Source organism: Mesorhizobium sp. (genome assembly GCF_004962245.1).
Lineage (GTDB): Bacteria > Pseudomonadota > Alphaproteobacteria > Rhizobiales > Rhizobiaceae > Mesorhizobium.
The window spans coordinates 88,395-104,281 of sequence record NZ_SUHQ01000002.1 but is presented as its reverse complement, the minus strand read 5'-3'; the positions used below and the strand labels follow the sequence as shown (position 1 = coordinate 104,281).

The 15,887-nt window shown below is 64.7% G+C and carries 20 protein-coding genes; 11 read left to right on the top strand and 9 right to left on the bottom strand.

Going from position 1 to position 15,887, the window contains the following annotated elements:
• Position 1: 1 nt before the first annotated feature.
• The 4 genes from E5X88_RS02430 to E5X88_RS02415 all read right to left on the bottom strand — a co-directional run bounded on the left by E5X88_RS02430 (position 2) and on the right by E5X88_RS02415 (position 3,724).
• On the bottom strand, positions 2-1,792 hold the full coding sequence (locus tag E5X88_RS02430) for a bifunctional alpha/beta hydrolase/class I SAM-dependent methyltransferase (protein ID WP_292157888.1): 1,791 nt from the start codon (positions 1,790-1,792) through the stop codon (positions 2-4).
• 29 nt (positions 1,793-1,821) lie between these two features.
• The gene (locus E5X88_RS02425; RefSeq protein WP_292157886.1) at positions 1,822-2,418 is read right to left on the bottom strand and encodes a CDP-alcohol phosphatidyltransferase family protein; all 597 of its coding nucleotides are present in this window, start codon (positions 2,416-2,418) and stop codon (positions 1,822-1,824) included.
• Positions 2,419-2,841: 423 nt separating this feature from the next.
• Positions 2,842-3,264: a BA14K family protein gene (locus E5X88_RS02420; protein ID WP_292157884.1), complete on the bottom strand. Its 423-nt coding sequence runs from the start codon at positions 3,262-3,264 to the stop codon at positions 2,842-2,844.
• 34 nt (positions 3,265-3,298) lie between these two features.
• On the bottom strand, positions 3,299-3,724 hold the full coding sequence (locus E5X88_RS02415; RefSeq protein ID WP_292157882.1) for an EF-hand domain-containing protein: 426 nt from the start codon (positions 3,722-3,724) through the stop codon (positions 3,299-3,301).
• A 245-nt stretch (positions 3,725-3,969) separates the two neighbouring features.
• Between E5X88_RS02415 and E5X88_RS02410 the strand changes: the two genes are divergently transcribed.
• The 5 genes from E5X88_RS02410 to E5X88_RS02390 all read left to right on the top strand — a co-directional run bounded on the left by E5X88_RS02410 (position 3,970) and on the right by E5X88_RS02390 (position 6,367).
• Positions 3,970-4,434: an EF-hand domain-containing protein gene (locus E5X88_RS02410; RefSeq protein ID WP_292157880.1), complete on the top strand. Its 465-nt coding sequence runs from the start codon at positions 3,970-3,972 to the stop codon at positions 4,432-4,434.
• A gap of 62 nt (positions 4,435-4,496) precedes the next feature.
• The gene (locus E5X88_RS02405; protein WP_292157878.1) at positions 4,497-4,880 is read left to right on the top strand and encodes a hypothetical protein; all 384 of its coding nucleotides are present in this window, start codon (positions 4,497-4,499) and stop codon (positions 4,878-4,880) included.
• Between the two features lie 22 nt (positions 4,881-4,902).
• Positions 4,903-5,508 (top strand): sigma-70 family RNA polymerase sigma factor, encoded by a 606-nt coding sequence (locus E5X88_RS02400; RefSeq protein ID WP_292158320.1) that lies wholly within the window; start codon positions 4,903-4,905, stop codon positions 5,506-5,508.
• Complete coding sequence (locus E5X88_RS02395) at positions 5,505-5,966, top strand: hypothetical protein (protein WP_292157876.1); 462 nt, start codon at positions 5,505-5,507, stop codon at positions 5,964-5,966. The genes E5X88_RS02400 and E5X88_RS02395 overlap by 4 nt, the downstream gene beginning before the upstream one ends.
• Positions 5,963-6,367 (top strand): periplasmic heavy metal sensor, encoded by a 405-nt coding sequence (locus tag E5X88_RS02390; RefSeq protein ID WP_292157874.1) that lies wholly within the window; start codon positions 5,963-5,965, stop codon positions 6,365-6,367. The genes E5X88_RS02395 and E5X88_RS02390 overlap by 4 nt, the downstream gene beginning before the upstream one ends.
• Positions 6,368-6,459: 92 nt before the next feature.
• On the opposite strand, the gene E5X88_RS02385 is transcribed toward E5X88_RS02390, so the two are convergent.
• Complete coding sequence (locus tag E5X88_RS02385) at positions 6,460-6,996, bottom strand: Hsp20/alpha crystallin family protein (RefSeq protein ID WP_292157872.1); 537 nt, start codon at positions 6,994-6,996, stop codon at positions 6,460-6,462.
• Between the two features lie 57 nt (positions 6,997-7,053).
• The gene (locus E5X88_RS02380) at positions 7,054-7,518 is read right to left on the bottom strand and encodes an Hsp20 family protein (protein WP_292157870.1); all 465 of its coding nucleotides are present in this window, start codon (positions 7,516-7,518) and stop codon (positions 7,054-7,056) included.
• A 231-nt stretch (positions 7,519-7,749) separates the two neighbouring features.
• On the opposite strand from E5X88_RS02380, the gene E5X88_RS02375 reads away from it, so the two are divergent.
• The 6 genes from E5X88_RS02375 (at position 7,750) to E5X88_RS33605 (ending at position 11,617) form a co-directional block, all read left to right on the top strand.
• Positions 7,750-7,968, top strand: a complete 219-nt coding sequence (locus tag E5X88_RS02375) for a hypothetical protein (RefSeq protein ID WP_292157868.1) — start codon at positions 7,750-7,752, stop codon at positions 7,966-7,968.
• A gap of 154 nt (positions 7,969-8,122) precedes the next feature.
• Positions 8,123-8,380, top strand: a complete 258-nt coding sequence (locus E5X88_RS02370) for a DUF982 domain-containing protein (RefSeq protein ID WP_292157866.1) — start codon at positions 8,123-8,125, stop codon at positions 8,378-8,380.
• A 262-nt stretch (positions 8,381-8,642) separates the two neighbouring features.
• The gene (locus tag E5X88_RS02365) at positions 8,643-8,957 is read left to right on the top strand and encodes a co-chaperone GroES (protein ID WP_292157864.1); all 315 of its coding nucleotides are present in this window, start codon (positions 8,643-8,645) and stop codon (positions 8,955-8,957) included.
• Between the two features lie 58 nt (positions 8,958-9,015).
• Positions 9,016-10,644 (top strand): chaperonin GroEL, encoded by a 1,629-nt coding sequence (gene groL, locus E5X88_RS02360; protein WP_292157862.1) that lies wholly within the window; start codon positions 9,016-9,018, stop codon positions 10,642-10,644.
• A 26-nt stretch (positions 10,645-10,670) separates the two neighbouring features.
• Positions 10,671-10,946, top strand: coding sequence for a hypothetical protein (locus E5X88_RS02355; protein ID WP_292157861.1), 276 nt, complete (start codon positions 10,671-10,673; stop codon positions 10,944-10,946).
• The gene (locus tag E5X88_RS33605; RefSeq protein WP_366664770.1) at positions 10,943-11,617 is read left to right on the top strand and encodes a DUF982 domain-containing protein; all 675 of its coding nucleotides are present in this window, start codon (positions 10,943-10,945) and stop codon (positions 11,615-11,617) included. Before E5X88_RS02355 ends, E5X88_RS33605 begins: the two co-directional genes overlap by 4 nt.
• Before the next feature lie 113 nt (positions 11,618-11,730).
• On the opposite strand, the gene E5X88_RS02345 is transcribed toward E5X88_RS33605, so the two are convergent.
• The 3 genes from E5X88_RS02345 to E5X88_RS02335 all read right to left on the bottom strand — a co-directional run bounded on the left by E5X88_RS02345 (position 11,731) and on the right by E5X88_RS02335 (position 15,481).
• Complete coding sequence (locus E5X88_RS02345; protein ID WP_292157860.1) at positions 11,731-12,747, bottom strand: ABC transporter permease; 1,017 nt, start codon at positions 12,745-12,747, stop codon at positions 11,731-11,733.
• Complete coding sequence (locus E5X88_RS02340) at positions 12,744-14,318, bottom strand: sugar ABC transporter ATP-binding protein (RefSeq protein ID WP_292157859.1); 1,575 nt, start codon at positions 14,316-14,318, stop codon at positions 12,744-12,746. Before E5X88_RS02340 ends, E5X88_RS02345 begins: the two co-directional genes overlap by 4 nt.
• Before the next feature lie 212 nt (positions 14,319-14,530).
• On the bottom strand, positions 14,531-15,481 hold the full coding sequence (locus tag E5X88_RS02335; protein ID WP_292157858.1) for a substrate-binding domain-containing protein: 951 nt from the start codon (positions 15,479-15,481) through the stop codon (positions 14,531-14,533).
• Positions 15,482-15,887 lie beyond the last annotated feature (406 nt).

Sequence of the window (15,887 nt, the reverse complement as noted above, 5' to 3'; positions counted from 1 at the left end):
CTCAGACGCGCCGCGCGACCGAAACGGTGAAGATGCCCCACTGGTCGATGCGTTGGTCGAGCTTCTCGAAGCCGGCCGCCGCGACCAGCTGGTCCATCTCGCCTTGCGTGCGCCGCCGCATCACCCAGGCCTGGCCGCCGCGATGCGAGGTCAGGCTGCGCGCGATCATCTCGAGCTGCGGATGCCACGGCTGGTTGGTGTAGATGAGGAGGCCGCCGGGCTGCATCGCCTTGGCCAGTCCACCGAGCGAGCGGGTGATCATGGCATTGTCGGAAAACAATTCGTAAAGCCCGGAGACGATGGCGAGGTCCGGCGCCGGGTCGAGCCCGGCAAACATTTGGGCGTCGAAGGCGTCGGCCTGATGGAACGAGACGGTTCCCGGCAGCTTGCGGTCGGCGATCAGCTTTTGGCCGAGCGACACGTTGAGGTTGGAGAAATCCTGCAGCCGCACGCTGGCCGGCGGTTCAGCGCATTTGGCGACGGCGTCGAGCACGTAGCGGCCGTGGCCGGCGGCGATGTCGACGATATGGACTGGCCGGCCGGCGGCCTTGAGCGTGGCGACGGCGCCACCGATCAGCTCTTCCAGATTGAGCTTGCGCTGGCGGATGCCGCGCCAGCCGATGGCGTCGAGAAAGGTGCGGTCGATCATGCGACCAAGCGGACCGGTGCCCCGCGCCTCGTTCTCATAGACATAATCGAGCGTCGAGCCGGAATCGAAGCCGGTGGCAACCCCCGTCTTCATGCCTGACGACAGCCACGCGCCCATGCGGATCGAGGCGCGGCTCATGGCCCAGTAGAGGCCCCTCAGTGACAGCAGGGCGAGCGGCGACGCCAGCCGGTCGGCCTCGTCGCGCGTGTAGCCGGCGCGGTCGGCCCTGGTCAGGTCGACCGGCTTCTCCGCTGCCGTGAACTGTCTTTCGAGGAATGGCCGGATCAGGTCGAGCGCTTGGCTGCGGTCGCGTTCGCCCAACGTGTCGTGGAAGAAGCCGGGCAGCACATGCCGTTCCTTGGCGGGGCTGGCGAGATTGACGAAGAACTCGTGCTGCGGTCCATGCCGCACCACCCAGTCGCTGCCTGAGATCAGCACTTGCGTCGGCACGGTGATGGCGCGCGCATCCGAGACGATGCGCGCGGCGTGGTCGTAGAGCTCGACCAGGATGTTGGAGGCGATCGGCCGCGTGATCAGCGGATCGGCCTCGAAGGAGGCGATGCGCTCGGGGTCGTGTGTCAGGAACTTGGCTTTGACGTAGGAATTGACGAAGAAGCGGCCTTTGATCTTCTGCCACAGCGCGATGCCTTGCTTGGCGAACGGCACGTAGAGCTTGACCGAGAAGGCCGGCGAGGCCAGCACCAAAGCGCGAATCTGCGGCGCGTAATCATGCACCCAGGCGGCGGCGAGCACGGCGCCGAAGGATTGCGCGATCAGCGCGATGTCGCGCTGGCCGAACCCGTCCCTGCCGATCTCGCGCACAAAACAATCGATGTCGCGCACCAGTGCGGCAAAGGACGGCGCATAGCCGCGTTCGCCGGCCGAGCGGCCATTGCCGCGCGCATCCCAGGCGTAGAAGGCTTGGTCGGGCATATCGAGTTCGTCGACCAGATGGGCCATGCGGCCGCCATGCTCGTGGCCGCGATGGAACAGCAGGACCGCGCCCTTGCGGCTTTCCGACAGCGCAGGCCAGTAGCGGTAGAATATCTCGGTGCCGTCATGGCTCTTGAAGCTGCGCTCCTGCGCCACCCGCTTGAGACTTGCCAAAGCCGCGGCGGCGGCAATCGTCTGTTCGTGAAGCATGTTGTTCCCCTGGCATTGCGACCGGAATTTCAGCTTCCGTTAAGGCCGCTGCGTATCCGGTTGATGGCGGTCACCAGCGAGAATGTAGCCATGGCCGGAAACACAAAGGGCGCGATGGCCTCGACCCAGAGGCCGCAGGCGACAAGCACGGCGATTACGCCGAGCGCCAGCGCCCGGTCGCTCTTGCCGAACGGCCCGGCATAGTTGCGCCCCGTGCCCGCCGCTGTGCCGAGCACGCCGGCGAATTCCACGATGATCGCCGCGATGGAGAAAGCGACGACGCCCCAGGCTGGGAAGATGGCAGCAAAGGCCAGGATCAGAGCGAGGTCCGAGACGACGTCGCAGAGTTCGTTGAGATACATGCCGAGTTTTGACGCCTGCCCATGCTCCCGCGCCAACATGCCGTCGATGGCGTTCAGCGCCATGCGCACGAACAGCACCACCGGCATCAAGAGGAAGACCGCGCGATGGCTGGCAAGGGCTGCGACCAGAATGCCGGTGGCGACCGACAGGGCGGCGGCCAGCAGCGTGATCTGATTGGCGGTGACGCCGGCCACGGCCAGCCGGTCGGCCAGCGGCCGCAGCCTGGCCTGGAAGGCCGGTTTCAGCGCGTAAAGCGTCGGCATGTGCGAACCCCCCGGCCGCGGTGCAATCAATGTCGGCGAGGATGGTCAATTGGCGCGCAAGACGCAAGGCCGGCGAGCGATTGTACATCGTTACGATCGGCGACGCCGACGAGGCGTCAAGCGACCGCTGTGCGAGCTTGGAATTGCGTCTGGTATGTGTAGGGAATCTGCTGTGTGCGCGTTGTTACCGTCTTCGCGAAAACGGTAACAACTCCTCTTCAAGCGCAGGATGCGGGCCGAAATCACGTGTTGGCAATCCGCCTTTTCCTGCCGGTCGTCGACACATTTGTCAGCGAAGCCGAGGCGGCTCGTGCGCTGGTCGATCTCGCCCGGCCGCGATTGTCACGGCCGATGGGGAAGGGGTTGTCTACTGCGACCGCCAAGGTCAGGCGCCCACGCTGACTGACGTTCCTCCCGCCCGTCTCAGCTATAGGGCGACCAGCACTGCTGGCGAGGGCCGTTATAGGGCTGATAGCTGTTGTCCCAGGCGCGGTACGAGACATAGCGGTCATAGCACCAGCGGACATGCGCGGCGGCGAGCCGGGCGGCAGGTCTTGGTGGCGGAGCGGCGGTTGCCGCTGCAACCCCAGCGGCGAAGGCGGCAGCGGGGAACCAGTAACCTTTGTAGTAGCGATAGCCGGGGCGAACGTGCACATAGCCCCGGTGGCCATTGTAGTAGTAGGCGCCGCCGACGACATAGAAGCCGCGTCGGTGGCGGATGGGCTCGGGCGCGTTCGCAACCGATGGCTGGCTGGAGGCTGGCACGATCGGCAAGGCGGCGGCAGGCGATGCAAGCACTGAAGCGCCGAGCACCAGTCCGCAAAACGCTGTGATTATCTGTTTCATCCTATTTGTCCTCTGTTTCTTGAAAGGTCGCCGGTCACTGACGCCTGAGCGTCCGCAGTTCGGAGAGCGAAAGCGTACGGTCGCCGTTCTTGTCCGCCCGCAGCAGCCGGTCGGGGATGAAGCCGGCAAACTCGTCGCGCGAGATTTTCCTGTCGCCGTTGCTGTCCATGCGGCTTGCCTGTGCCTTAAAGCCCGCGACCTGCGCGCTCTGGAAGTCGCGTCTGGCCTTGACCTGTTCCACGGCGGTGCGCACCTCGTCCGGATCAAGCAGGCCGTTGCGGTTGGCGTCCATCCGGTCGAACATCTGCGCTCGTGCCGCCTGGATTTCGCCGAACTGCAGCATCCGGTCCCGGTTGGTGTCGATGCCCTGGAAGAGCTCCTGTGCTCCGGTCCGGTCAGTTGCCGAGGCGCTGCTTGCGCCGAGCAACAGGCCCGCGCAGGCCATGGCGATCTTGTTCATGCTGGTCTCCACTTCGATCGGACGGGCCGCCGCGGACCGTCCTTGCAGGGCCTTCTACGCGTGGCCCTGCGTGCTCCTACGCGGCACGCGGTGATTTTTTTGCACGGCACCCCAGATGGCGGCTTCGGCCTCGCCCGAGTGGATGGCGCGAAGTTTTTTTGCCGGCGAGCGTAGGGGCGGGGTCCTTCCTGCGTATCGGTCAGCAGTCGCCGCTTGCGGCCAATGACAGTGAAAGGACTATCACCATGAAACGTTCAGCACTCATCGCGGCCCTGCTTCTGGGGCTCGCACCGCTTTCCATCGCGCAGGCCCAAGATGTTTCGGGCAAGGATATCTCAGGCAAGGACATGCCGGGCAAGCGCATCCTGCAACGGGTCGACACCAATGGCGACGGGGTGATCTCGAAGGACGAGATGCTTGCGGCCCGCGAGCGCCTGTTCACGAAACTCGATCGCAATGGCGATGGCGTCATCGACGAGAAGGAAATCGAAGGCGCCCGCGACGCCATCATGGACCGCGCCGACGCCGCGCAAGCCAGGCTTGGCACCCGCTTGCGGCGCATGGACGGGAATGGCGACGGCAAGGTCTCGCAGGACGAGTTCCGCAACCGCATGCCGCTGTTCGACCTCGCCGACCGCAATGGCGACGGCACGCTGTCGGCGGACGAGATCGCCGCCATCCGCAAGCTCTTCGCCGATCGCGCCGGCTGACGATCCGATCGCGTTCCCTGCTCAGCAGAATCCGTTTTTTCAATAAAACCAAGGAGTACGACATGCTTCCTTCAGCGAAGATTCATTTGTTTTGCCTGGGCGCGATGCTGATAATGTCGACTGCCGTGCCGGCCGCCGCCGAGGAATGGCAACGGCCGACAGCGCATGGTGGCGAGATCAGCCGCAGTGTCAGTCGGGATGGTGGCGTCTACACTGGCTCGACCACGCGCACCGGTCCTAATGGCGGCACCTATACGTCGAGCTCCAAATGCGTGACGGGCGTTGTTGACCGCTGCGCCAGAAGCTACTCTGGCACCGGGCCGGACGGGCAGTCCTTCTCCGGCAAGCGGGTGTCGGCGCGTGGGCCGTTCCGTGGCCGCTCGGCCGGCAGCTTCACCGGCCCGGACGGGAACACGGCTTTCGGGTTCCGCCGCTGGCGCCGTTGACGTTCAGGAGCTTGGCCAGTTGGTGCCCGCCGCCGTGCAGCATGAGGAGCCCCGTGACGACGAACTGCTGGCACGGGTGGCGGCGGGCAACCAGGGCGCCCTGTCCGAGCTCATCGCCCGCCATGGCCGAGGCTTGCGGATTTTTGCGGCGCGCTATCTCGGCAATGCCGGCGACGCCGAGGATGTGGTGCAGGAGGTGTTCGTGACGATCTGGAAACAGGCCGCCCGGTTCGACCCCGCCAGGGGGCGTGCCTCGACCTGGCTGTACAGGATCACCGCCAATCGCTGCATCGACCAGCGCCGGCGCAGGGCGCTTCGGACCTTCATCGGTCTTGACGACGTCCATGATGAGGTTGCCTCGCAGGAGGCCGATGCCGAAGCGGCGACTGCCGCGCGGCAGGAGCTTGCGATCGTCCGCGACGGCCTGTCGCGCCTGCCGGAGCGTCAGCGCATGGCCGTGCTGCTGCGGGCCGTCGGCGATCTCGATATAGCGGCCATCGCCGAGGTGATGGGCGGCAGCGCCGGCTCGGCGGAGCAATTGCTTGTCCGCGGAAGGCGGGCGCTAAGGGACCATTTGCGGGATCATTTGGCAACGGCGGCCGACGGCCGTGAAAGGAAGTCCTCATGACACGGGACGAGTTCGAACGAAACAAGCGTCGCTTCGGCGACGATGTCGACGCCTGGCCGGCTCCCTTCCGACAGGAAGCACTGACCTTTATGGCGGGCGAAACGGACCGATCGCTGCAAGATGATCCGGATCGCGCGTTCGACCGCCTCGTGCTCGAAGCGGTCCTGATGGATAGCGACGAACAGGCGCTGGCGCGCAAGGTGCTGGCCCGTGTCGACGCCGGCCAGGCGCGGCCGTCATTCCTGCCGGGGTTCCTCCTTGCGCCGGCGGGGCTGGCGGCTTGCACCGCCGCCTTTTTGGTGGTTGCGACGCTGGCAGGCTACCAGGTGGCGCGGCTGCAGGACGACCTGCCGGATTCGGAGCTCCTGGCGCTGGCTTCCGGCGCGCGGCTGTCTGACAACGGCCTTTCTGGCGACGGCATTGCCGCCGATCCGGCGGCGGGGGAGGATTCGCTTTGACGAGGCATTCCCTAATATGGACGGCGACGCTCGTATTGCTCGCCCTTTCGCTCGCCGGCAACTTCTTCCTCCTCGGTTATGCCGCCCACGGCCTGCGGCAAGGTGGAGCGGGACGCGTGCTGATGACCGAGATCGCTGGCGCCTATCCGCCTGAGGTGAGGAAGGAGTTCCGCAGCATCCTGCGCGAAAACCGTCAGCGGACGTTCTCGGCACTGCGCGAGCTGCGCGTGGCGCGGGCCAATCTGGCGGCGGCGCAGGACGCTTCGCCCTTCGACGAAGCGGCGGTGAAGGACGCTATGGCGGCGGTGCGGACCGCCACAACGAACCTTCAGGCGACGATGCAGGACTATCTCCTGACGGCCCTGAAGAACATCAAAGCCAAACCCGCTGCCGGAAGTTGATGCTGGCAGGGTTTGTCCTTTCCAAGGGCATCCAGCCCAAAGATATCCAACGCCGCCGGGCGCAACTTTCTTGCGCCCGACGGCCAGCGTTGTCAGTGCTTGCTCTTGCCGGGGCTGGCGGCACTGCTACTGATGGCGATACGCTTGGCCTTCGTCTGCGCACGCTGGGTCTTAGGCAGCGTCACGCTGAGTACGCCGTTATGGAAGGCGGCGTTCACCTTGTCCTCCTCGACCTCGTAGCCGAGCGGGATGCGGCGCTCGAAGCGGCCGTAGAACCGCTCGGAGAAATGCCTGTCCTTGTCCTCGGTCTCGGAGCGCTTCTCGCCGCGCAGGGTCAGCACGCCGTCGTCGAGCATCACCTCGACGTCTTTCTCGTCCATGCCGGGGATTTCGGCGGTCACGCGGATCTCCTTCTCGCCGTCGGAGATCTCAATGCTCGGCCAGCTGGCGCGCGCCGACGAAAATCCGCTGAGCGACGGCATGCGCGTTTCGAAACCGCGCAACGCGTCGTCGATCAGGCGGTTCATCTCGCGATGCAACGCCATGAAGGGGTCCCGGTCATCGTCACGATAGAAGCTGGGAACCGAACTGCTCTCCCGGCCCCAGGGAATGAGATCACGAATAGCCATTGACGTTCTCCTTTCTCGACTGGTTATGCCAAAGGCGGCGCCAGAGCTCGCCTTCGCTCAGGCGGCCTGCTTCGGCTTTTCGACCTGCCCGGCCTTCGGCGCGGCGTCTTCCCCGGCGATCGTGATGCGACGTGGCTTCATCTCCTCGGGCACTTCACGCACGAGGTCGATCGTCAGCAGGCCGTTGTTGAGCGAGGCGCCAGTGACCGTCATGTGATCGGCAAGCTCGAAGCGCCGCGCGAACGGTCGCACCGGCAGGCCGCGATGCAGATATTCCACCCTGTCCTGTTGCTTGCGCTCGCCCGAGACGATGAGAAGGTTGGGCTCGTGGCTGATGTCGAGATCGTCTTCGGAAAAGCCGGCGACGGCGACCGTCACGCGATAGGTGTTCTCGTCGCTTCGCTCGATGTCATAAGGCGGCCAGCTGTCGACTGCCTGAGGCGCGTTTTCCAGCAGGTTGAAGACGCGGTCGAAACCGATGCTCGACCGATAGAGCGGGGAAAAGTCGAATGCGGTTCTCATAGCTACATCCTCCATTGAGCAACATAGTACGAGGGGCGCCAAAGAGCTGGCGCTCCCTGGGTTCTGCCGGCCCCATTCGGCGACCGGCAATTTCGATTTGGTCATTGTCAGCCCGAAATCAAGACCCAGATTCTGTCCCGCTGCCAGATTTTTTGTTGCCACATATGGCTGGCAATGCCGGTTTCAACCGTCAATTGAGGGTCGCGCCGGCGCGCCCGCATGGAGGATATCATGACCATGACACGCGACGACGTCATTTCCGTGCTTGGCCCGGTGGACGATGCCGTTATTGCCGACATCGTTTCGACCGGCGCGACGATCGAAGAGTTGCGCGAGGCCTTTGCCTGGGTCGGTGCCGATGAGGCGCTGGTCAACGAAGGGCGCCCGCTGCCGTCGGCAAGGGTGGCGACTCTGATCGGGCTTCTCGAGCCACCGGACGACGAGATATAGCCGGTCGCTGCGTCTGGGCAGGGGACAGGCAGGGAGGCCTTGAAGCGCGCAGGCAGATGAACCATCTCGTCCACCGGCACCGATCGCGGATCGGCTGCCTTCCTATTTATTCGAGGATGTTACCTGCTCTAAAAACGGAAAGAAGGAGGAAGTGATGAACGACGTCCCATTTTCCGAGCCGATCACGCTCAGGCTCCAATCCATCGGAGAGCGCAAGGTCGCCAGCAGCTGGGAAGCCATCGAATGCATGCAGCAATGGCCGGACCGGGTGCGCGGCCGGAGTTTGCGCGCAGCCTATCGCGCCTGCCGCGACGCGCTCGACGGATGGCGCACCGCCCGCGAGGCGCGCACGGCCTTCGTCAAGGCGGCTCGCACGGCCGGACTGCTTGTCCCGGGACGTAAATCCGCCTAACTGCCAGCGTGGGGTAGGCGGTGCCGCAGAGGGTCGACGCTTGCAAGCCGCCAGACCTGAATAACTCCATGATTACAGTGCATTGGCACTCTTTGTGGGTGAGTGCTAAAATTTTTTTAGCGCCCTCTTGAAAGCCCGGAGTGCCAAACTAATTCGATATGCGCGCGATGCCTGTGCCAGGGTCGCGCACCCCGCGCCGGGCCGATATTGCCGGTCCGGTCTGGAGGCCTTCGAAAACCTGTTTGTCCAAGAGGAGAACAACATGACGTTCCGTCCGTTGCATGACCGTATCCTGGTCCGCCGCATCGAGGTCGATGAGAAGACCGCCGGCGGCATCATCATTCCGGACACTGCCAAGGAAAAGCCGCAGGAAGGCGAGGTCATCGCCACCGGCCCCGGCGCGCGCGACGATAGCGGCCAGTTGCAGCCGTTGGATGTCAGGGTTGGCGACCGTATCCTGTTCGGCAAATGGTCGGGTACCGAGATCAAGCTCGATGGCGAGGACCTGCTCATCATGAAGGAGAGCGACGTGCTGGGTGTGATCGAAGCCACCGGCAAGATGCAGAAGGCCGCCTGAGCGGGGCCTCGACAAGCAATCAGTCAATGAAAAGCTGCCTATTTGAAGGAATTATCCAATGGCTGCCAAGGAAGTGAAATTCCATACCGAAGCGCGCGAGAAGATGCTGCGCGGCGTCGATATCCTCGCCAATGCGGTGAAGGTGACGCTAGGCCCCAAGGGCCGCAACGTCGTTATCGACAAGTCGTTCGGCGCCCCGCGGATCACCAAGGACGGCGTCACGGTGGCAAAGGAGATCGAGCTCGAGGACAAGTTCGAGAACATGGGCGCGCAGATGGTGCGCGAGGTGGCTTCGAAGACCAGCGACACCGCTGGTGACGGCACCACGACCGCGACGATTCTGGCTCAGGCCATCGTCCAGGAAGGGGCCAAGGCGGTTGCCGCTGGCATGAACCCGATGGACCTGAAACGCGGCATCGACAAGGCGGTCGACGCCATTGTCGCCGACCTCAAATCCAATGCCCGCAAGGTGACCAGGAACGACGAGATCGCCCAGGTCGGCGCCATCTCTGCCAATGGCGATGCCGAGATTGGCCGCTTCCTCGCCGAGGCGATGGAAAAGGTCGGCAATGAGGGCGTCATCACCGTCGAGGAGGCCAAGACCGCCGAGACCGAACTCGAAGTCGTCGAAGGCATGCAGTTCGACCGCGGCTACCTCTCGCCTTATTTCATCACCAACCAGGACAAGATGCGCGTCGAGCTCGAAGAGCCCTATGTGCTGATCCACGAGAAGAAGCTCTCCAATCTGCAGGCCATGCTTCCCGTGCTCGAAGCCGCCGTGCAATCGGGCAAGCCGCTGCTGATCATCGCCGAGGATGTCGAAGGCGAGGCGCTGGCGACGTTGGTCGTCAACAAGCTGCGCGGTGGCCTGAAGGTTGCAGCGGTCAAGGCGCCGGGCTTTGGTGACCGCCGCAAGGCCATGTTGGAAGACATTGCCATCCTGACCGGCGGCACGGCGATCTCGGAAGACCTCGGCATCAAGCTCGAGAACGTCACACTGGAGATGCTCGGCCGCGCCAAGAAGGTGCTGATCGAGAAGGAGAACACCACCATCGTCGACGGTGCCGGCCGCAAGGACGAGATCCAGGGGCGCATAACCCAGATCAAGGCGCAGATCGAGGAAACCACTTCCAACTACGACCGCGAGAAATTGCAGGAACGGCTGGCCAAGCTCGCCGGCGGTGTCGCCGTCATCCGTGTCGGCGGCTCCACCGAGATCGAGGTCAAGGAGCGCAAGGATCGCGTCGACGATGCCATGCACGCCACACGCGCGGCGGTCGAGGAGGGTATCCTGCCCGGCGGCGGCGTGGCGTTGCTTAGGGCGGCGAAGGCGCTCGACGGCGTCGCCGTCGACAATCCCGACCAGAAGACCGGCGTCGAGATCGTGCGTCGCGCGATCGAAGCTCCGGTGCGCCAGATCGCCGAGAACGCCGGTGCGGAAGGCTCGATCATCGTCGGCAAGCTGCGCGAGAAGACCGACTTCGGCTATGGCTGGAACGCGCAGACCAATACCTTCGGCGACCTGTATTCACAGGGCGTCATCGATCCGGCCAAGGTGGTGCGCACCGCGCTGCAGGGCGCCGCTTCAGTTGCCGGCCTGCTGGTGACCACGGAGGCGATGGTGGCCGAGAAGCCGAGGAAGGAAGCGGCCGCGCCGGCAATGCCCGGTGGCGGCATGGATTACTGACGCCAAGCTTCCAAGGACAAACGGCCGTGCCCGCCGACGCGAAGGTGGGCACGGCCTTGCCCACCAAACACATGCAGGGTGTTGCCATGGACATGATGAACAGTTTTGGAAAGATCGCGGCGCCGACCCTTTCCAAGACCGATTTCAACTATGAAACGGAGTGCAAGACGGCGCTGGAGCCGCTTGTCGACGGATTGCTGGACGCGGTCGAGTCGGCCGGTTGGGATCGTCGAAAGGCAGCCTACACGCTGATGTTCCTGTCGGCTCAGCGATTGGGAGCCGGCAAGGAGGAGCGCAAATGATTCCGGCGCGGATGCGTGAGTGTCTGCGTCTGCTGAGATGGTCGGAAACAGATTTCGCCGAAGAGGCGGGCTACCCGATTTCGAGGGCAAGGAACTGGCTCTGCGGGCGCGAGCATCCGCCCGTCAGCGTGATGGCCTGGCTGGAGGCACTGGTCAAGGCGCATCAGTCGCTGCCGCGGCCGAGCATGCCGGCCGCTCAGGTGCGCCGGAGCGCCGACGCTACGTTCCCCAGCCCGATGTCAGCTGCGCCCGAAATTCGCGCAGTCCCGACAGCTGAACCCGGCCAGATTTTTGAACCCGGCCAGATTCTTGAACCCGGAACGGAGACAGTTGAAGCCCGAAAGGAGAGTGTCATGGATCGTTCTTCTTTTGAAAAACCGGTCACCATCCTCACCGGCCTCGGTAACCCGACCAGGATAGAAAGCGCGGCTGAAGCCTATGCGCTGCTGTCCGACTGGCCGGCGGCGAGCCGGACGGCCGCGCATGACATCGCGGCCAAGGCTTGCCGGGCCGCGATGGACGGGGAGATCGACGCCGAGACGGCGCGGGCGACCTTCATGGCGTTTGCCCGCCGCAACGATCTTCTCGCTCCGCAGACGAGCACCAGGGTTGCGGGCGGGACGATCGTCGATTGGGCGACGCGTTCGCAGCGCGTCAATGCTCCGGCCTGAACGCGCCTTTCAGGCCAACGTTGGAGATTGGCGAAAGCCGAGGTGACACCCAATCTCCCTCTAGGAGGAGATGTCCGGCAGGACAGAGGGGATGTTCCGCCGCCTTGCCTGCCTCACCGCCGCACGCGCGACTTCAGCCAGCGGTCGAACGCCACGGCGAGGATGAGGATCAGGCCGATGACGATGCTTTGGGTGTAGGACGAGACGTTGTTGAACTGCAGCCCGTTCTGCAGCACACCGATCAATGCCGCACCCACCACCGTGCCGCCGACGCTGCCGATGCCGCCAAACAGCGAGGTGCCGCCGATGACAACGGCCGAAATCACCGTCAGCTCGTAGCCGATGCCGGCGACGGCTTCCGATGAATTGAGCCTGGCCGAGAGCACGAAGGCGGCAAGGCCGGCGAAGAAGCCGACGATGACATAGACGGAGATCAGGATGCGGTCGACGCGCAGGCCCGATAGCCGCGCCGCCTCGGCATTGCCGCCGACGGCATAGACCGCGCGGCCGTAGCGCGTGTAGCGCAGCACGATGTGGCAGAGGATCGCCGCCGCCGCGAAAATGATCGCCGGAACCGGGACCGGGCCGATCAGCCCGGTGCCGAACCAGCGCATCGAGGCATCGAAGCCGGAGATCGGGCCGCCATTGGAGATCGTCAGCGTCAGGCCGCGAAACACGGTGAGGCCGCCAAGCGTGACGACGAAGGGCGGCACCTTCAGCCTGGTGATGGCAAAACCCTGGACGCCGCCGGCCAGGGCGCCGACGACCACGGCGGCCAGAAGGGCTGCGAACCAGCCATAGCCTTGGGTGCCAGATGTCGAAAGCGACAGCGTGTTGGCGGTGCCGCCCTTGGCCACCACCGCCGCGACCATGCCGCAGAAGGCCAGCAGCGAGCCGACCGACAGATCGATGCCGGCGGTGAGGATGACGAAGGTCATGCCGAGCGCAATCAGCCCGGTGATCGAGATCTGCCGCATGATGTTGAAGATGTTGATGGGGTCGATGAAGCTCGGCTTCAGGACGGTGAAGACGACGATCAGCAGCGCCAGGAACATCAGCGGGCCGAAGCTCATCAACAGGCGCGCGACATTGATGCCGCCGCGCTGGGCTTGTTCGGTCGTGCTGCTCATGGGGTCGCTTCCTGCTTCTGATCGAGCGCCATCAGTTCCATCAGTTTTTCCTCAGTCGCCTCGATGCCTGGCATCTCGCCGGTGATGCGACCGCGCCGCATGGTGACGATCCTGTCCGACACCGCAAGCACCTCCGGCAGTTCCGAAGAGATCATCATGATGGCGATGCCGCGCTCGGCGAGCTGCACCAGGATCTGGTGCACTTCGGCCTTGGCGCCGACATCGACGCCGCGCGTCGGTTCATCGACGATCAGCACCTTGGGATCGCGCGCCAGCCAGCGGGCGAGGATGACCTTCTGCTGGTTGCCGCCGGACAGACCCTCGATAGGCTGCTCGGGCGAGGCCATGCGGATCGACAGCGTCTTCCTGTAGCTTGCCAGCGCCTCGCGCTCGCGCCGCTCGGTCATGAAGCCGGCGGCGTTGGAGTAGCGGCCGAGTGCGGCGATGGAAAAGTTGGTGAGGATGCCGAGCGTGGCGAAGATCGCCTGATGCTTGCGGTCTTCCGGCACCAGGCCGATGCCGAGTCTGATGGCATCGGCGGGTGTTTCAGGCGCGATCGGCTTGCCGTCGAGCGTGATGGTGCCGGCGGCAATGCGGTCGGCACCAAAGATGGCGCGGGCGAGCTCGGTGCGGCCGGAGCCGACGAGGCCGGCGACACCGAGGATCTCGCCCGCCTTGAGGTCGAGGTCGACGCCTTCGAGCACGATGGCGTGCGGCGCCTGCGGATCGCGCACCGTGCGCAGGCCGCGCACCGAGAGCCTGACGTCGCCGGCGACGTCGCGCTGCGTCGGCCTGGCGTAAAGCTCGGAGGCGGCGCGGCCGACCATCTTCTCGATGATCCTGGGCAGCTTGATCGGCCCGCCATCACGGTCGAGATGGCCGGCCAGCCTGCCGTCGCGCAACACCGTCATGCGGTCGCAAATGGCAGAGGCCTCTTCCAGCCGATGGGTGACGAACATGATGGCGACGCCATCCTTGCGCAGCCGGTCCATGATCGACATCAGCTTTTGAACTTCGGATTCGGTCAGCGCCGAGGTCGGCTCGTCCATGATGATGAGGCGGCTCTCCAGCGACAGCGCGCGGGCGATCTCGACGAGCTGCTGCTCGGCCACCGACAGTGCTGACACCGGCGTCTCGGGGTCAAGGTCCAGGCCGACGCGGGCGATGATGGCGCGTGAGTCTTCCTCCATCTTCCGCCAGCTGACCAGCCCGAGCGGGCCAAGCGGCGCGCGGCCGATGAAGATGTTCTCCGCCACCGTCAGCGTCGGGATCAGGCTCAGTTCCTGATAGATGGTGACGATGCCGAGGCGCTTGGCATCCTGCGGATTGTGGGGAGCAAATTCGACGCCGTCGAAGACGATGCGGCCGCTGGAGGGCGGCATCACGCCGGACAGAATCTTGAGCAGCGTCGACTTGCCGGCGCCGTTCTCGCCGAGCAGGCCGAGAATCTCGCCGGGCCGAACCTCGAGCGAGACGTCGCTCAGCGCGGTCACGCCGGCAAAGCGCTTGGTCACGCCCTCGACGACGAGGAGGGCGGGGCTCTGTGATGGCTCCAAGGCTTCGGCTGGCAAAGGATGCTCCTTCGATGCAGTTGTTCACGCCGCGCTTGAACACCCTCTGTGTCCTGCCGGACATCTCCCCCGCAAGGGGGGGAGATCGGACTTCATTCAAGCTTTCGCCAATCTCCGACATGGCAGGAATGAGCGAGGCGCTGAACCCCTTGCGGGGGGGGATGGCCGGCAGGCCAGAGGGGGGTGCTGTCCCGCCGGCCTTGCCAATTGGCCTACTTCGTCTCGCCCAGCCTTTCCGCCTTGTCGAGATTGTCCTTGCCGATGACGATCGGCGTCAGCAGCACGAGCTTTTCCTTCGGCTCGGTCTTGTCCTTGGCATAGGCGACCGCGATCTGCACCGCCGTGCGCGACTGCTCGCCGGGGAACTGTTCGACCGTGCCGGCCAGCTTGCCGTCGCGCACGGCGACCAGCGCTTCGGGAAGCGCATCGAAGCCGTAAATCTTGACGTCGGTGAAGTTGCGCGCCGCGCAGGCTTCAACCGCGCCAAGCGCCATATCGTCATTGGCGCAGATGATCGCGTCGGGCTTGCCGTTGGCGGCAAGGCCGGCTTCGGTGACGGAGAGCGCCTCGGCGCGGGCGAAGTTGGCGGTCTGCTCGAAGACGATCTGGTACTTGTCTTTCAGCGGGTCGAGAACGTTGTGCACGCCCTTGTTGCGGTCGATCGCCGGGCCGGCGCCGGGCTGTCCCTGCAAATGGAAGATCTTGGCGCCGTTCGGGAACGCCGCCACCATGGCCTGCGCTTCGGCCTCGCCGCCCTTGACATTGTCGGCGCCGACATGGGCGAGGATGCCTTCGACGCCATCGACACGGCGGTCGATGGTGACGACGGGAATGCCGGCCTGGACCGCTTGCTCGATTGCCGGCGCCAGCGCGTTGACGTCGAGCGGCGAGATGACGATGGCGTCGACCTTCTGGACAAGCGCCGCCTCGATATCGGCGGTCTGCTTGGGTGCCGAATTCTGGCCGTCGCTCTCGGTCAGGTTGACGCCCTGCGCCTGCGCCTCCGCCTTGATCTGGTTCAGCATGTGAACGAAGAACGGAAAGCCGAGGCTCGGCACCGAACCCAGGATGGTCAGCTTGTCCTGAGCAACGGCAAGTTGCGGAGCGGCCAGCGCCAATGTGCCCATCGCCACGGACGACAGCAGGAACTCACGTCTGTTCATCGATTTAGTCTCCTCCACATGAACGCACGCCCCAGAAAGCCGGAATGGTCTCCGGCAGGCTCATGCGTCGATTCAAAAATGGAGTGTCCTTTGAGCGCCCATGGGGACGCAACGGCGCTCCAGCCGGTCCACCGCGACGTTCTCCTCCGCTCGGTGCCGGCGGGCCGGATGCTAGCCAAGGCCGGAGGTTTGCGCAAGAACAGGCGAGATTCGGCGCCGGTCCGGTCCCCGGCTTGTCCTTCGGCGCTTCGCAGAGGTTCGCGGGACCCTCCCGAGGCTGTTTCTCAGTCTGCCACCGCCGGCTTGCTGGTTTCGGTCGTCAGCGACAGCAAGGTGATCGATCCAAATACAACCGCAGCACCGACTGCTCCGGCTGACGACGCCCAAGAATATGGCTGCGCCAACC

Bases quoted from the DNA above. Each gene is read 5' to 3' on its own strand.
- E5X88_RS02430 (WP_292157888.1), bottom strand. From the start codon at position 1,792: ATGCTTCACGAACAGACGATTGCCGCCGCCGCGGCTTTGGCAAGTCTC.
- E5X88_RS02425 (WP_292157886.1), bottom strand. From the start codon at position 2,418: ATGCCGACGCTTTACGCGCTGAAACCGGCCTTCCAGGCCAGGCTGCGG.
- E5X88_RS02420 (WP_292157884.1), bottom strand. From the start codon at position 3,264: ATGAAACAGATAATCACAGCGTTTTGCGGACTGGTGCTCGGCGCTTCA.
- E5X88_RS02415 (WP_292157882.1), bottom strand. From the start codon at position 3,724: ATGAACAAGATCGCCATGGCCTGCGCGGGCCTGTTGCTCGGCGCAAGC.
- E5X88_RS02410 (WP_292157880.1), top strand. From the start codon at position 3,970: ATGAAACGTTCAGCACTCATCGCGGCCCTGCTTCTGGGGCTCGCACCG.
- E5X88_RS02405 (WP_292157878.1), top strand. From the start codon at position 4,497: ATGCTTCCTTCAGCGAAGATTCATTTGTTTTGCCTGGGCGCGATGCTG.
- E5X88_RS02395 (WP_292157876.1), top strand. From the start codon at position 5,505: ATGACACGGGACGAGTTCGAACGAAACAAGCGTCGCTTCGGCGACGAT.
- E5X88_RS02385 (WP_292157872.1), bottom strand. From the start codon at position 6,996: ATGGCTATTCGTGATCTCATTCCCTGGGGCCGGGAGAGCAGTTCGGTT.
- E5X88_RS02380 (WP_292157870.1), bottom strand. From the start codon at position 7,518: ATGAGAACCGCATTCGACTTTTCCCCGCTCTATCGGTCGAGCATCGGT.
- E5X88_RS02375 (WP_292157868.1), top strand. From the start codon at position 7,750: ATGACCATGACACGCGACGACGTCATTTCCGTGCTTGGCCCGGTGGAC.
- E5X88_RS02370 (WP_292157866.1), top strand. From the start codon at position 8,123: ATGAACGACGTCCCATTTTCCGAGCCGATCACGCTCAGGCTCCAATCC.
- E5X88_RS02365 (WP_292157864.1), top strand. From the start codon at position 8,643: ATGACGTTCCGTCCGTTGCATGACCGTATCCTGGTCCGCCGCATCGAG.
- groL (WP_292157862.1), top strand. From the start codon at position 9,016: ATGGCTGCCAAGGAAGTGAAATTCCATACCGAAGCGCGCGAGAAGATG.
- E5X88_RS33605 (WP_366664770.1), top strand. From the start codon at position 10,943: ATGATTCCGGCGCGGATGCGTGAGTGTCTGCGTCTGCTGAGATGGTCG.
- E5X88_RS02345 (WP_292157860.1), bottom strand. From the start codon at position 12,747: ATGAGCAGCACGACCGAACAAGCCCAGCGCGGCGGCATCAATGTCGCG.
- E5X88_RS02335 (WP_292157858.1), bottom strand. From the start codon at position 15,481: ATGAACAGACGTGAGTTCCTGCTGTCGTCCGTGGCGATGGGCACATTG.